A 14,358-nucleotide genomic window follows, 5' to 3' on the forward strand; every position below is an offset into this window, starting at 1 on the left:
TGACTTCCTCCCTCCGGCTTCGGTCGTACAGGGCGGTCACCGAGAGCACCACGACCAGGAGGCCGCCATGACCAGCACCACCGTCGAGGACCTGATGCTCCGCAACGTTCTCGGCGTCTTCGGCGAGCGGGGCGCCGCCGCGCGAGCCGCCGCCATCGCAGAGCTGTACGCCCCCGACGTCGTCCTGCACCTCGGTGCCGAGGCCGTCCACGGCACGCAGGCGCTCGACGAGCACGTCCGGACACTGCTCGACAGCACCCCCGGCTTCGTGTTCCAGACCCTCGGCGAGGCCGAGGTCGACGGCAGGCTGGGCACCCGCGCCTGGGGCTTCGGCCCCGAGGGCGCTTCGCCGGTGGTCACCGGCCGTGACGTCGTCCGGGTCGAGGACGGTCGGATCACCGAGATTCTCGTTTTCGTCCACCCGTCGGCCGCCGACTGACGACCGCACCGCCGCCGCGCCCGGTCGCAGCCCCGGTCGATCGTCGCGCTCCGGCATGGACCCGGACCCGGCTGCGCCCGTCGGGCGTCACGTGTCCAGTGGAACAGCTCGTCGCTCGCCTGCAGTGCAGTGTCCATCGGGGTCGTCTGCCGGACGCCCCGTGGGAGCGCATGATGCTCAACCCCCTCAGTCAGACGAACGCCACCGGGGGGTGACAGCCTCGACCAAGGGGCGCGCTCAAGCCCCAGCACGCGGCGGATGTCCTGGCCGTGCACGACGACCTCACGAGCGAGGCCGCGGTGTGGCCGGTCGCTGCGGGCGTACTGGCGACGACCCCGTCGGAACCGTTCCAGGGTCTCGCTCGGCGTCCTGCCACGGCGCTCGGCGAGGCGGCGCTGGTCATCCGTCACGAGGTCGCGCTAGACGGCAGCGATGCCGCCGAACCCCGAAGGATCGGCGTCCCGGTGTGCCGGGAGCCCCGGCAAGTGCCCAACCCGCGGAGCCACCGACGCAGAACGTGGGCGGCCCGGACTTCCCGAGGGTCATCGGCACATCTGCAGATGACGGAAGCCAGAGTCGACGACCCACGGGACGAGCCTGTCGTCGGTGGGCCCTGCCTCGGTCGACGGCGCACTCCGCGTCCGTCCGGGATCTCACTCTCCCGCGGTGGGGAGGAACTCCGGAGCCCGGCGTGCCCCAACCTCGGACTCGAAGTCGAAGGCCAGGTCCAGCACGGCCGCGTCTTCCCATCGGCTGCCCATGAAGGAGATCCCGATCGGAAGCGTCTCTCGCGGGCCGGCGAAGCCGGCCGGGACAGTGACGCTCGGGTAGCCGGCAACCGCCGCGGGGGTGGAGGACTCGTAGCCGAACGCGTCGCCGACGCCGTCGATGTGCTCGTATCCGGTGACCCAGCCCGGCGTGTTCGTCAAGGCCGCTATCGCCTCGAGATCGTCCTCGGGCCCGGGCCCCTGGGCGAGGGCGTCGTCGATGGAAGCCCGAGCCAACGTGCGGATGGTGTCGCGCAGCTCGCGCACTGCCGGGTCATCGGCCGGGACGGCCGCCGCCTGTGCCTGCTCGAAGGTCTCCTGGTCGAAGGGAACCAGTTCGAGCGAATCCTGCTGGTTGAAAGCGATCAGGCCGGCGAGGTCGGCCGGGTGATCGCCGGGGGTGGCCGCGAGATAGGCGTTGATGTCGCGGTGGAACTCGGCCAACAGCGCGGGGAACTCGCCCTCGTCTATCGCGGCCTGGTTCGCCAGCTGCACCGGGATCACCGTGGCCCTGGCGGCCTCGATCGACTTGATCGCGGTCGCGAAGACCGCCTCGGTGGCGTCGTCAACGGCCACGGACTCCTCGGGCGTCAGCGTCAACACGCCGATCCGTGAGCCTTCGAGCGCGTCGTCATCCGGGTCCGCACCGCTGAGTTCCTGCCCAGGCGCCGCGAGGGTTGCGGGGTCAGCTGGGTCTGGTCCGGAGACGACCCGCAGGAGCAGCGCCGCATCGATGACGTGCCGGGCGATCGGTCCGGCAGTGTCCTGCTCGGCGGAGATGGGGACGACTCCGTTGCGGCTGACCAACCCGAGTGTGGGCTTGAGGCCGACGACGCCGGTGGTGCCGCCCGGGGACACGATGGATCCGTCGGTCTCGGTTCCGATGGCGACCTGGGTGAGGGCGGCGGCGACGGCCACGGCCGAGCCGGAGGAGGAACCGTTGGGGTTGCGGTCGAGGACATACGGGTTGTTCGTCTGCCCGCCCACAGCGCTCCAACCGCTGGTGGCATCGTCCCCGCGGAAGTTCGCCCATTCCGACAGGTTCGCCTTGCCCAGAATGACCGCGCCGGCCTCGCGGAGCTTACGGGTGATCGTCGCGTCGTCAGGTCGGCTCCCGAGCAGGGCACGAGAGCCGGCTGTGGTCGGCAATGTCCGCGGTGTCCACATTGTCCTTCAGCAGCACGGGTATCCCTTCCAGGGGGCCGCGCACGCCGCTCTCCCGGCGGACCTGGTCACTGGCAGCGGCCTCCGCGACGGCGTTCGGGTTGACGAAGAGCACCGAGCCGAGCACGTCGTCGAGCTCGACGATCCGGGCCAGGTAGGCCCGGGTGAGCTCGACCGCGGTGAAGGTCCCGGCATCGATGCGGGCCTGGATCTCGGGGATGGTGGCGGCGTCGAGGTCGAGGCCGCCCAGCGACGGTGCGACGACGGCCGGACCTGTCGTCTCGGGCGCCGGGTCGGCGCCGGATGACGGGACCGCCACGGTGCCGGAGAGGACCAGCAGCAGCCCGGCCATGGCAGCGGTCACCGTGACACTTCTGCGCGAGGGACAGGGGTCGAGGGCCACACGCACGGTTCCTCCCCGGGCGCTCAGCGGGATGCCTCGGAGCCACGTGCCTGGTGCCTCCGTCAGGCACACAGGACCGTCTGACAGACGCGCAGAGAGGAACACCCGAACCTCGACGGCAGCGCGTCCCGGTTCGGGAGCCGTCACGCTGCGTGGGTCGTCAGGTACGCCGCAGGCGGCGGCTACTCCTGCTGCGGTGACCGGACCGCAGCCACCGCGGTGTCGCGGATGCCGTCGGTCCACCCGCGGAGCGGCTCATCCGCGAGGAGCGTCCGAGGGGAGTCGGAGACCGTGGAGCGGGAGCCGTCACACGGCGTCTCCCGGGGTGGGCAAGGAGCCCGGTCTACAAGGCTTCGTGGACATGATCGCAAACCTGACGCGCCCGACGGACGACGCTGTGATCACTGGCTTCACCCGGAGCCTGTTCACCGGGCGAACGCGCCAGCGAGCCCGTCGATCACCCGATCCAGACGCTGGCGCGTTTCGGGCGAGGCGGGTGGACGAGTGAGGCCGCAGAAGCCGGCTGCGGCTCCGTAGCGGCGGGCGGCGCGCTGTCACGTGCGGTGGGCTCACGCCGACTTCTGCGCGGACCCGCGACAGCGACCGTCCTGCACTCACGACGGCCGAGCCCGAGAGCGGCGAACACCTGCGGAATCAGGAGCTGGTGGGGGACCGCCTAGTCGTCTCCGCCTGATCGACGACCTCCCCGCAGGCCTGACACGTGACCTCCGGGATCAGGCGGTGCCCGCAGGTGTGCTCGAGGACCAGCGGGGGGCCCTCCAGGCCGGCGAGGTGCTCGTCGCCCCATCGCAGCAGGGTCAGGATGACCGGGTAGAGGTCCCGGCCGGCGGCTGTGAGGTGGTACTCGAAGCGCTGCGGGTGATCGCTGTACCGGTGACGCTGCAGGATGCCGGCGTCGACCAGCGTGCGGAGCCGGGCTGCCAGCGTGTCTCGCGGTGCTCCGGTGCGCCGGATCATCTCGTCGAAGCGGCGGTTGCCCAGGAAGACCTCGCGTACGGCCAGCAGTGCCCACTTCTCGCCCACCACCTCGAGCGCGCGCGCGATGGAGCAGACGCGGGGTGCCGCCGGTGCTGCCATGTCCCAAGCTTAACGCGCTGAGTCCGACATCTGGACGGACTCACCCCGGCGGGCTACCGTGCGTCCAGAATTCGAACTAACCCCCGGGGGCCATCCATGGGGCTCGGCAAGAGATCGCGCTCATCCGTCGTCACCGAACCCGTGCCGAACGGTGGGACGGCGGCAGTCGTGGCGGTTCTGGCCATCGCGGTGTTCATGTCCAGTCTCGACCTGTTCATCGTCAACCTGGCGTTCCCCTCAATCGGACAGGAGTACGCGGGGGCGGAACTGGGCTCGCTGTCGTGGATCCTCAACGCGTACACGATCGTGTTCGCGGCGGTGCTGGTCCCCGCCGGACGGTGGGCCGACCGGGTCGGGCGCCGGCGAGCCCTGGTTGCGGGACTGGCCGTGTTCACCGGCGGGTCGTTGCTCTGCGGCCTGGCCCCGGGGGTGGGCTGGCTGGTCGCGGCCAGGACGGTGCAAGCGGTCGGGGCCGGCGTGATGGTGCCCGCATCGCTGTCGCTGCTGCTGGCCGTCATCCCGCACGAACAGCGCGCCCGCGCGCTCGGGTCCTGGTCGGCGCTCGGCGCCCTGGGCGCGGCCCTGGGTCCGGTGATCGGTGGTGGCCTGGTCGAGATCGGCTGGCGCTGGGTCTTCTGGGTGAATCTGCCGGTGGGGGTCGTCGCAATCCTGCTCGCGCTGCGCCTGGTGCCCGAGAGCCGGGACGAAGCGCGGGGGAGTCGCCCCGACCTGCTCGGCGCGATGTTCCTCGCGCTGGCGGTCGGCCTGGTCGCCGGGGCACTGGTCGAGGCGGCGGACTGGGGCTGGGTATCGGCCGGCTTCCTGGGCCTGCTGCTGGCGGCAGCCCTGTGCGCGGGGGCGGTCGTGGTGCGCTCGTTCCGTCATCCGGCGCCGGTGCTGGAGCCGGGCCTGTTCCGGTCCCGGGCGTTCTCCGGGGCCGGAGCGGCGTCGGTGCTGTACTACGCGGCCTTCGGCGCCTTCCTGCTCAACACCGTCGAGTTCCTCACCACGGTCTGGCGCTTCACACCGCTGGAGGCGGGGCTGGCCATCGCCCCGGGGCCGCTGATGGTGCTGCCGTTCGCGCGGCTCGTCGCGCCACGGTTGATCCCCGTGCTGGGTGGGGTCGGGCGGGTCGCAGCCCTGGGCTGCGGGGTCGGCGCGCTCGCGCAGGTGCTGTGGCTGGTGCTCATCCAGATCGAGCCGGCCTACGTGACGCACCTGCTGCCGGCGCAGTTGGTCGGCGGGGCCGGGGTGGGGTTGGCCATCCCCTCACTGCTGGGAGCCGGGAGTGCCGGCTTGCCCGGGGCGAACCTGGGCACCGGCAGCGGGATCCTGAACATGGCCCGGCAGGTCGGCACCGTGCTGGGCGTGGCTGCGCTCGTCGCGGCGCTCACGGTCCCCGCCCCCGATCCGCTCACCGCGTTCCGGCACGGCATCGCGCTGACCATCGCCTTCTTCGTCGCGGCCGGGGCCGTGTGTGTCGCCGTCCTGGCCCGGCGCGTCCGGCCGGCCGCGGTTGCCGCGACGCTTCCGCACCCCCGACCGCAGGAGGCGGCATGAGACCGGACGAAGGCTCACCCCCCGACGGCTGGGGCCAACCCCGGTCGAGGACCGTCACCTGGTGGGACCCGATGATCGGCGCCCACGCGATGCGCGACCTCAGTGGCCGCGAATACCTGCAGGCGATGATCGACGGCCGGCTGCCCCCAGCACCCATCGGCGGGCTGATGGCCATGACCGCGGTCTCCGTGGGCGAGGGGACGGTGGAGTTCCGGTGCCAGCCGGACGAGTCGGCGTACAACCCCATCGGCGTGGTGCACGGCGGCCTCGTCTGCACGCTCCTCGACTCCGTCGCCGGTTGTGCGGTGCACAGCACGTTGCCAGCGGGAGTGGGCTACACGAGTCTGGAGATCAAGGTCAGCTACCTGCGTCCGGTCCGGCATGGTGGAGGCGAGCTGACCGCGACCGGCCGGGTCACCAGACCAGGACGTCGAGCCGCCTTCGCCGACGGCGACGTGCGTGACGGGGACGGCAGGTTGGTCGCCACCGCGTCCAGCACCTGCCTGGTCTTCTCGCTCAGGGATGGATGAGCGGCGACAGTCGCTGACCTGCGCGAGTCGCGGGAGTCCGCTGCGGCGAGGCGCTCGCCCTGCGCTGAGGCGATGTGGACCTGGGCGCCCGGCCGGGTCCAGGTCCGCCGCAGCGTCGGCGTGGTGAAGGCCAAGGGCGCGGCGAGCGCCCTGTCGAGGGTCCGACCAAGACCGGCCGGTCCCGGGTCGTCGACCTCGACGCGGGCACCGTCGCCGCGCTGCGTGCCTACCGGTCCGCCCGCGGAGGGCTGGCCTTAGACCTCGTGCGCGACTCGGCGCTGATGCTCGGCAACCTCGACGGCACCCACCGGCACTCCCCGAGCGGTACTCCCGCCGCTTCGCCGGCCAGGTCGTCCAGGCGCACAAGGTGCTGGGGAGGACCTGCTTCAGTGACCCGGCTGCACGACCTGCGGCACACCCACGCCACCCTGCTGCTGGCCGACGGCGTGCCGGTGAAGGTGGTCTCGGAGCACCTCGGTCACGCGAGCGCCACGATCACGCTCACCGTCTACCAGCACGTCCACCCCGGCATGGGCCGCGAGGTGGCCGACCGCTTCGCGGCGCTGCTCGAGGGCTGAGTCGAGGCGCGAAGTACCACGCGGGTATCACGAGGGCCTGAGGAGCCCCTACTGCAAGACACTCCGAGCTCCTGACCTGCAGGAACACCGGGGTGAGGCTGGGTGTCCGAGGGGTGACACGCTACATACGCACACGGCTCGTCATGGGCTGTTGAGCAACCGTCCCGAGTCGCCGTGACACCGCCTCCGATGCCGTGTTCTCAGGGCAGGAAACGCTCAGGGATCCAATGGCAATGCCTACACCTATAGCACACGTAAGGTGTACTATAGGTGTATGGCGCGACTGCGGACCAACATCGAGATCGAGGACGACCTGGTACAGGTCGTGATGGCTCGCTACGCCGTGAGGACGAAGACGGAGGCGGTCGACCTCGCGCTGCGGCACTTGGCCGGTCAGCCGATGAGCCGCGATGAGGCGTTGTCCATGCGCGGCGCCCGGGCGATGGGTGACGTCCCGGAGGACCGTGCACCGCGCGGCGCTGCGTGATCCTGACCGACACCTCTGCCTGGGTGGAGTTCGATCGGGCGACGGGCAGCGCCGTGGATCGGCGGATGACTGAGTTGATCGCCTCCGGCGGCCCCCTCGCCATCACCGAGCCCGTGCTCATGGAGGTTCTTGCGGGGGCACGAGATGACCGACGGGCGGATGATCTCCGCCGGTTGCTGTTGCGATGTCATCTGCTGGCGATCGATCCTGTCGCGGACTTCGATGCGGCTGCCCGGGTCTACCGTCGTTGCCGTCGCGTCGGGGTGACCCCTCGCGGCCTCTTGGACTGCTTGGTCATCGCGGTGGCTTGGCGTAGCGGAGCCAGCGTGCTCGCACAGGATGTCGACGTCGATCGCATCTGTGAGGTCTTGGGTGTGTCCCTGGACCGGCGGGCAACGGACTGACCACGCAGGGGGCTGCCACCGGTTCCATCGTCCCTTGTCCTGTGTGGGGACGACCTACGGGCCTCCGAGAACCCTGCCCGGCTGGGCCGATGCAGTCCATCCGGCCTCGACGGGACGTGCCGACATCAGAAAGCGAAGAACCCCGACGGCCTGAAGACCGTGTAGATCAATTCGGTGTCCGAGGGGCGACTCGCTACATACGCACACGCCTGGCGCCCACCTGCTGAGCGGGCGCCTCGAGCTTTGTGAGCGCAGCCGGAACGGCTGGGTCGTCGACGTCGGCGGCCGGCTCCCAGCGATCACCGTTCAGCAACGACATGCCGTCACCCCCGAAGGCAGTGGTTCGTTCTGCTGAGGCTCGGGTGCGGCGACTCGTCCCCGGGGATCGCCGTCGGCGCCCGGCGGAGGTCCCATCGGCCGCCGGGGCGGGCGGACCTCGCCCACGTCGAAGCAGAGATCGCCGACGTCGACATGGAGCACGTGTCGCCGTATGCGGTCGACGGCAGGAGGACGTCCTCGGCAGCGGGCTACGGTCGGGGGTCGTGACCAGCCCCGAGCGTGAGTTCGTGACCGCCCACCTCGACGACCTGCGCGCCGATCTCGACGCCTGGCTGCGGATCCCGTCGATCTCCGCCGATCCCGCGCACGCCTCGGACGTCGCCCGCAGCGCCGAGTGGCTGGCCGAGGCGCTGCGCAGGGTCGGCTTCCCGACGGTCGAGATCTGGCCGACGCCCGGCGCACCCGCGGTCTACGCCGAGTGGCCGTCGGGCGACTCCGAGGCCCCGGTCGCGCTCGTGTACGGGCACCACGACGTGCAGCCGGTGGATCCACTGGAGCTGTGGGTGCACCCGCCGTTCGAGCCGACGGCCGTCGAAGGACCGAACGGCCCGGAGCTGCACGCCCGCGGCGCGATCGACGACAAGGGCAACGTCGCCATGCACCTGCTCGGCATGCGCGCCCACCTCGCCGCGACCGGTCGGGACACCCCGGCCGTGACCGTGAAGCTGCTCATCGAGGGAGAAGAGGAGTCCGGGTCGCCGCACCTCGCCGCACTGCTGAAGGAGCGGCGGGCCCGGCTGGACTGCGACGTCGTCGTCGTCAGTGACACGGGCATGGCCGCTCCCGACGTCCCCAGCGCCGTCGTCTCGATGCGCGGGCTGACCGGCGCCGAGATCACGCTGCGCGGACCCGCCGTCGACCTGCACTCCGGCTCGTTCGGCGGCGCGGTGCCCAACCCGCTGCACGCCATGGCCGAGCTGCTTGCCGGCCTGCACGACGACCAGGGCCGCGTCACCCTGCCAGGCTTCTACGACAAGGTCCGCCCGCTGTCCGACCGCGAGCGCGAGCTGATGGGCCGGGTGCCCTTCGACGAGCAGGCGTGGCTGGCCGGGCCGGCGGCGGGCTCCGCGGCGTACGGAGAAGCCGGGTTCAGCACCCTGGAACGGACCGGCGCCCGGCCAACCGCGGAGGTCAACGGCATGTGGGGCGGCTATCAGGGCCCGGGTCACAAGACGATCATCCCGGCCGAGGCACACGCGAAGCTCAGCTTCCGGCTGGTGGCCGACCAGGCTCCTGCGGACATCGCCGACCAGGTCCGCGCCTGGGTCGACCAGCGGCTGCCGGAGGGGGTCACCGCCGACGTGCTGATAGAGAAGGCCGGCGTCGCTCCGTGCGCCAGCGACCTCGACTCGCCCGGCATGGCCGCGCTGCGGCGGGCGATCGCGCAGGCCTGGGACCGCGATCCCGACGACGTGCTCTACCTGCGCGAGGGCGGCAGCGGACCGGAGGCCGACCTGGTCGAGCAACTCGGCGCTCCGCTGCTGTTCCTGGGTGCGGGGCTGCCCACCGACCGCATCCACTCGCCCAACGAGCGGGTGCTGCTGCCCATGCTGCACCGCGGGGCCGAGGCGGCTGCGCACCTCTGGCGCGAACTCGCAGGGATCCCCGGCCGGTCTTAGGATCCGTCCGCGTCCGCCCAGGTCACTGGAGCGACGCGGGAGGCCCCGCCACCGTTGGAGGAGCGTCGATGTCCGACCACCGGCACCTCATCGGGCTGCTGCTCGGGACCGAGGAGGACTGGCCCACCGCCTTCGAGGCGATGGTGCGCCGCCTCGGCACCGTGCACGACGGGACCGGCGCCGCTCACCAGTACGACGTCGAGCGGATCACGGTCGAGCCGTTCGACCTGTGCGCCAAGCCGCGCTACGACCTGGTCATCGACCGACTGGCCTACTGGTACTACCACCCCCGTGAGTGGCTGAAGAAGGCCGCGCTCATGGACGACGTCTACCTGCTCAACAGCCCCTTCACCTTCCAGAGCATGGAGAAGCACGCCGCCTACTGCGCCATGCTCCGGCTGGGCCTGCGCGTGCCGGACACGGTGCTCATCCCGTACAAGAACCCGCCGGACCACACCAAGTACGCCTACACGGCGGAGAAGTACAACCGGCCGTTCGACCTGACCGCGATAGCCGACCGCATGGGCTACCCCCTGTTCATGAAGCCGTACGACGGAGGTGCGTGGGTCGGCGTCACGATGATCCGCAACGCCGAGGACCTGCAGCGGGCCTACGACGCCTCCGGTCAGCGCCTGATGCACCTGCAGAAGGCCGTCTCGGGGTACGACGTCTTCGCCCGGAGCCTGTCCATCGGCCCCGAGACGATGGTCATGAACTTCGACCCCGACCAGCCCATGCACGGCCGGTACTCGGTCTCCCACGGCTTCCTGGACGCCGCCACCGGCGAGGAGACGGTGACCATCGGTCGGCTGGTCAACGCGTTCTTCCGCTGGGAGTTCAACTCCTGCGAGACGCTCATCAAGGACGGCGTCGTCCACCCCATCGACTACGCCAACGCCTGCCCGGACATCGCGCTGACCAGCCTGCACTACTACTTCCCGTGGGCGCTGAAGGCGCTGGTCCGGTGGTCGGTGTACTGCACCGCCACGGGCCGCCGGCCGCGCTACGACCTCGACACCCGCCGGTACTTCAACATCGCCGACCGCGAGGACCTGGGCTACGAGGAGAAGCTCAAGGCCTACCGGGCCCTGGCCGACGACTACTTCCAGGTCGAGGCCTACGCGGACTTCTGCGCCAGCCGGCTCGCCCATCTGGACGAGGTCGTGCTCGACTGGGTCCGGGGTCCCGACTTCGACCGGTTGCTGGTCGACACGGTGCGCTCCACGTTCCCACCGCACGAGCACGACCACTTCATCGCGCACTACCGGGGGCTGCTCGAGATGTGGATGCGTGACGAGGAGAACCGCCTGAGCCGCGTGTAGCGGCTGAACGACCCCTCTGCAGGGGCCCGCCGCGAGCGTGCGAGCGGTGGGGGGCAGAGGGGCCCTTCACCAGTCGGCGACCGGCTCGTTGGCGTGCATGTGCTCGGTGTAGCGGCGCAGCATCTCCCGCAGCGCGTCACGGCGGTCCAGCGGCTGCCGCTGCTCGTCGATCCGGTGAAACGTCTCGGCCTGCCACTCCGCGCCGTTGCGGTAGGCGGTGCACCGGCGCTCGACCGCGCCGAGCAGCCGGTCGCTGACCGCGGTGTCGACGTCCCACTCGGCCAGGCCCGCCTGGGCCATCGGCAGCAGCCGGCGCAGCACGAGCTCGGTCACAGGCACGGTGCCGAGGCCCGGCCAGTACAGCTGGGCGTTGATGCCGTTGCGCGCCCCTTCCTCGAAGTTCTCCTCCGCGGCGGCGAAGGACATCTGCGACCACACGGGCCGGTCCTGGGCCGCCAGGGTGCGTAGCAGGCCGTAGTAGAAGGCGCCGTTGGCGAACACGTCGACGATGGTCGGGCCGGCGGGCAGCACACGGTTCTCGACCCGGAGGTGCGGCTGGCCCCGGTGGATGTCGTAGACCGGGCGGTTCCAGCGGTAGATGGTCCCGTTGTGCATCCGCAGCTCGGACAGCTGCGGGATGTCGCCGCGGTCGAGGACGGCCATCGGGTCCTCCTCGTCGCAGACCGGGAGCAGCGCGGGGAAGTACCGGACGTTCTCCTCGAAGTGATCGAACACGGAGGTGATGAAGCGCTCCCCGAACCAGACCCGGGGTCGGACGCCCTGCTCCTTGAGCTCCAGCGGGCGGGTGTCGGTCGCCTGCTCGAACAGCGGGATCCGGGTCTCCCGCCACAGCTCCTTGCCGAACAGGAACGGCGAGTTGGCACCGAGCGCCACCTGGACGCCGGCGATGCACTGCGCGGCGTTCCAGTGGGCCGCGTAGTCCTGGGGGCTCACCTGCAGGTGGAACTGGGTGCTGGTGCAGGCCGCCTCCGGCGCGATCGTGTCGGCGTGCATGTCCAGCCGCTCGGGCCCGGAGATGGCGATGTGCAGGTCCTCGCCCCGCGCGGCGAAGATCTGCTCGTTGATCAGCGCGTAGCGCGGGTGCGCGGTGATCGCGTCGCCGGTGAGGTGCTCGGGGGCGAGGGTCGGCAGCGTGCCGATCATCACGATGTGCGCCCCGATCGCCCGGGCGCGCTCCTCGGCCTGGTTGAGGCTGCCCCGCAGCTCCGCCTCGAGGTCCGCGGCGGCCGTGCCGGCCAGCGTCGTCGGCCGCACGTTCATCTCGATGTTGAACTGGCCCATCTCGGCCTGGAAGACCTCGTCGGCGATCGCGGCGAGGACCTCCTCGTTGCGCATCGCCGGGTCGTGCAGGGCGTCCACCAGGTTGAACTCGATCTCCGTGCCGGTCAGGGGCCGCTCGAAGTCGAACTTCGACTCGTTGAGCATCCGGCCGAACACGTCCAGGCAGCGGCGCAGCTTCTCCCGGTAGCGCAGGCGGTCCGCGCGCGAGAACGTGCGGGCCTCGACCTCTTGCCCCACGATGGCCGCCTCCCGTCGGTGCCGACGTGCGGCCAGGTTGGCACACATCGGCGCGGCCGACACGCCGGGCCTTCCTGCGCCGTCGCCTCCCCGGCCCCGCGTTGTCGCGGCAGGACGGCCGTGTCAGGGTGACCGTCGCGGGTGCGCGGAAGGGGAACGACGTGAAGGTGACCGACCGCTGGCACTCCGAGCGGATGGACCAGCCGATCGGTCTGGCCCGGTGGGGCCACTACGGAACGCCCGTCCTGGTCTTCCCCACGGCGGGCGGCGACGCCGAGGAGATCGAGCGCAACGGCGTGGTCGGTGCCTGCTGGCCGCTGATCGAGAGCGGCAGGGTCAAGCTCTACTCCTGCGACAGCGTGGCCGGCGCGGCGATGGCAGCGAAGGCCGGGTCGCTCGAGTACCGGATGTGGCTCTTCAACCAGTTCCACCACGCCGTCCGGTACGAGGTCGTGCCGGCGATCCGGGCCGACATGGGCGGCGACCAGACGCCGATCCTCGCCACCGGCGCCTCGATCGGGGCCTTCAACTCACTGGCGGTGCTCTGCCGCTTCCCGGACGTGTTCCGCGCCGCGGTGGGCATGAGCGGCACCTACCGGATCCAGAAGTTCCTCGACCACCAGTCCTCGCAGGACCTCTTCTTCGCCTCGCCGCTGGACTTCCTCCCGGGACTGGAGGGCGAGCAGCTCGACCAGCTGCGCACCCGATTCGCGATCATCGCCACCGGCCAGGGGGCGTGGGAGGACGTCGACTCGTCCTGGGACGCCGGCAACGTGCTCGGCAGCAAGGGCGTGCCGAACCGGGTCGACGTCTGGGGGCAGGAGTGGGAGCACGACTGGCCCACCTGGCGGCGGATGCTGCCGCAGTACCTCGATGAGCTCTGCTGACGTGCTCCTTCAGCCCGCGAACATCTGGAAGTCGCGGGCGAACGCCTCGGTCATCTCGATGACCTGCTGCAGCTCCGGATGCCGGACGACGATCATGCCGTCGCCGGTCACCGTCGAGCGCCAGTCACGGCGCGGCGCCCCCACCGGGAGCAGGTCGACGAGCGCCACGTGCTCGCCGTACCGGCCCATCAGCGCGTCGAAGCCCTCGGAGTGCGTGATCCGCCCGGAGCCGCGGGCGCGCTTGAAGATCGCGCCCGCGTTGTACCGGCGCTCCAGCGGCTCCATCCCGCCGTGGACCACGGCCTGCGCCCAGCCGGCGTAGGTGTCGCCGTCGGTGGCGAAGTTCATGACGTCCACCACCCGCGCGCCCGGCGGGCGCGCCCCGATCTCCCCGAACACCGCCTCGCCGTCGTGCTTGAGGTACCACTCCATGTGCGTGAAGCCGGTGCGGAACCCGAGCGCCGCCAGCACCGCCTCGCCCATCCGTCGTCCGCCGGACAGGCGCGGCACGGACAGGTCGCGCAGCGAGATCGACACCGGGCTGACCCACTCGTGCATGCGCATCTGCAGCGGCCGCGGCCGATACCACAGCACGTGCTCGAACAGGATCCGGCCGTCGGAGCAGATGGTGTCGAAGGTGAACTCCTCGCCGTCGACGAACTCCTCCACGCTCACCTCGGGCACGTGCCGCAGCAGGGGCAGGACGTCGGTCAGCTCCTGCGGCGAGTCCACCCGGTAGGTGTCCGCCGAGCCCGCGCCGGCGATCGGCTTGACGATGAGCGGGTAGCCGACCTTCTCCGCGGCCTCCCACACCTCCGCGACGGTGCGGGCGCTGACGTGCCAGGGCGTGCGGACGCCGGCGGCGTCGAGGACGCGCTTCATCTGCTCCTTGTCGCGGAAGGGCACGGTCTGCTCCACGGTCATGCCGGGCAGTCCGAAGACCTCCCGGATGCGCGCCGCCAGGAGCATGTACGGCTCCCAGAGGCACTCGACCCGGTCGATCGAGGCGTGCTGCCACAGCCCGCGCAACGCGTCGAGCACCGCGCCCTCGTCAGCGAGGTTCACGTGCTCGTAGTGCGCCAGCGACGAGCGGGCGGCCTCGGGCAGCGCGTCCGGCGGCTGGTCACCGACACCGATGACCCGGGCGCCGACGCCGGCCAGCGCACGGGTGAAGTAGGCCATCTCGGCCGGGTAGCCGGGGGAGAGCATGACGACGTTCATC

The 14,358-nt window shown here is 71.1% G+C and carries 14 protein-coding genes; 9 read left to right on the top strand and 5 right to left on the bottom strand.

What is annotated here, in order from left to right; all coding sequences use genetic code 11:
* The first annotated feature begins 67 nt into the window (after nt 1-67).
* Entirely contained in the window at nt 68-439 is a 372-nt protein-coding gene (locus tag ACWIX7_RS25610; RefSeq protein WP_448619218.1) for a nuclear transport factor 2 family protein, read from the top strand.
* 653 nt (nt 440-1,092) lie between these two features.
* Here the strand turns inward: ACWIX7_RS25610 and ACWIX7_RS25615 are convergent.
* From ACWIX7_RS25615 to ACWIX7_RS25625, 3 genes are all read right to left on the bottom strand, one after another.
* On the bottom strand, nt 1,093-2,355 hold the full coding sequence (locus tag ACWIX7_RS25615; protein WP_448619219.1) for an amidase family protein: 1,263 nt from the start codon (nt 2,353-2,355) through the stop codon (nt 1,093-1,095).
* Nucleotides 2,309-2,773, bottom strand: a complete 465-nt coding sequence (locus tag ACWIX7_RS25620; protein WP_448619220.1) for an amidase family protein — start codon at nt 2,771-2,773, stop codon at nt 2,309-2,311. Before ACWIX7_RS25620 ends, ACWIX7_RS25615 begins: the two co-directional genes overlap by 47 nt.
* A 654-nt stretch (nt 2,774-3,427) precedes the next feature.
* Complete coding sequence (locus ACWIX7_RS25625; protein ID WP_448619221.1) at nt 3,428-3,871, bottom strand: winged helix-turn-helix transcriptional regulator; 444 nt, start codon at nt 3,869-3,871, stop codon at nt 3,428-3,430.
* A 168-nt stretch (nt 3,872-4,039) separates the two neighbouring features.
* Here ACWIX7_RS25625 and ACWIX7_RS25630 point away from each other — a divergent pair, with 168 nt between their 5' ends.
* The 7 genes from ACWIX7_RS25630 (at nt 4,040) to ACWIX7_RS25660 (ending at nt 10,710) form a co-directional block, all read left to right on the top strand.
* Nucleotides 4,040-5,431: an MFS transporter gene (locus ACWIX7_RS25630; protein ID WP_448619222.1), complete on the top strand. Its 1,392-nt coding sequence runs from the start codon at nt 4,040-4,042 to the stop codon at nt 5,429-5,431.
* A complete protein-coding gene (locus tag ACWIX7_RS25635) occupies nt 5,428-5,961 on the top strand; it encodes a PaaI family thioesterase (protein ID WP_448619223.1) in 534 nt (177 codons plus the stop codon). The genes ACWIX7_RS25630 and ACWIX7_RS25635 overlap by 4 nt, the downstream gene beginning before the upstream one ends.
* Nucleotides 5,962-6,035: 74 nt before the next feature.
* On the top strand, nt 6,036-6,539 hold the full coding sequence (locus ACWIX7_RS25640; protein ID WP_448619224.1) for a tyrosine-type recombinase/integrase: 504 nt from the start codon (nt 6,036-6,038) through the stop codon (nt 6,537-6,539).
* A gap of 274 nt (nt 6,540-6,813) precedes the next feature.
* On the top strand, nt 6,814-7,026 hold the full coding sequence (locus tag ACWIX7_RS25645; RefSeq protein WP_448619225.1) for a type II toxin-antitoxin system VapB family antitoxin: 213 nt from the start codon (nt 6,814-6,816) through the stop codon (nt 7,024-7,026).
* Entirely contained in the window at nt 7,023-7,430 is a 408-nt protein-coding gene (vapC, locus tag ACWIX7_RS25650) for a type II toxin-antitoxin system VapC family toxin (RefSeq protein WP_448619226.1), read from the top strand. The genes ACWIX7_RS25645 and vapC overlap by 4 nt, the downstream gene beginning before the upstream one ends.
* Nucleotides 7,431-7,972: 542 nt before the next feature.
* The gene (locus ACWIX7_RS25655) at nt 7,973-9,388 is read left to right on the top strand and encodes a M20/M25/M40 family metallo-hydrolase (protein ID WP_448619227.1); all 1,416 of its coding nucleotides are present in this window, start codon (nt 7,973-7,975) and stop codon (nt 9,386-9,388) included.
* A 68-nt stretch (nt 9,389-9,456) separates the two neighbouring features.
* Nucleotides 9,457-10,710, top strand: coding sequence for an ATP-grasp domain-containing protein (locus tag ACWIX7_RS25660; protein ID WP_448619228.1), 1,254 nt, complete (start codon nt 9,457-9,459; stop codon nt 10,708-10,710).
* Between the two features lie 66 nt (nt 10,711-10,776).
* Here the strand turns inward: ACWIX7_RS25660 and ACWIX7_RS25665 are convergent, their stop codons facing one another.
* Nucleotides 10,777-12,249 carry a hypothetical protein gene (locus tag ACWIX7_RS25665; protein WP_448619229.1) on the bottom strand — a complete coding sequence of 491 codons (1,473 nt, stop codon included), beginning with the start codon at nt 12,247-12,249 and terminating at the stop codon, nt 10,777-10,779.
* Between the two features lie 161 nt (nt 12,250-12,410).
* On the opposite strand from ACWIX7_RS25665, the gene ACWIX7_RS25670 reads away from it, so the two are divergent.
* On the top strand, nt 12,411-13,136 hold the full coding sequence (locus ACWIX7_RS25670) for an esterase family protein (protein WP_448619230.1): 726 nt from the start codon (nt 12,411-12,413) through the stop codon (nt 13,134-13,136).
* A gap of 9 nt (nt 13,137-13,145) precedes the next feature.
* Here ACWIX7_RS25670 and ACWIX7_RS25675 read toward each other — a convergent pair whose 3' ends face one another.
* Nucleotides 13,146-14,357: an ATP-grasp domain-containing protein gene (locus ACWIX7_RS25675; RefSeq protein WP_448619231.1), complete on the bottom strand. Its 1,212-nt coding sequence runs from the start codon at nt 14,355-14,357 to the stop codon at nt 13,146-13,148.
* Nucleotide 14,358: the final 1 nt, after the last annotated feature.

Source organism: Geodermatophilus sp. URMC 65 (assembly GCF_053502545.1).

Excerpts from the sequence above, each read along its gene's own strand:
- ACWIX7_RS25610 (WP_448619218.1), top strand. The coding sequence starts at position 68 with ATGACCAGCACCACCGTCGAGGACCTGATGCTCCGCAACGTTCTCGGC.
- ACWIX7_RS25625 (WP_448619221.1), bottom strand. The coding sequence starts at position 3,871 with ATGGCAGCACCGGCGGCACCCCGCGTCTGCTCCATCGCGCGCGCGCTC.
- ACWIX7_RS25635 (WP_448619223.1), top strand. The coding sequence starts at position 5,428 with ATGAGACCGGACGAAGGCTCACCCCCCGACGGCTGGGGCCAACCCCGG.
- ACWIX7_RS25645 (WP_448619225.1), top strand. The coding sequence starts at position 6,814 with ATGGCGCGACTGCGGACCAACATCGAGATCGAGGACGACCTGGTACAG.
- ACWIX7_RS25660 (WP_448619228.1), top strand. The coding sequence starts at position 9,457 with ATGTCCGACCACCGGCACCTCATCGGGCTGCTGCTCGGGACCGAGGAG.
- ACWIX7_RS25675 (WP_448619231.1), bottom strand. The coding sequence starts at position 14,357 with ATGAACGTCGTCATGCTCTCCCCCGGCTACCCGGCCGAGATGGCCTAC.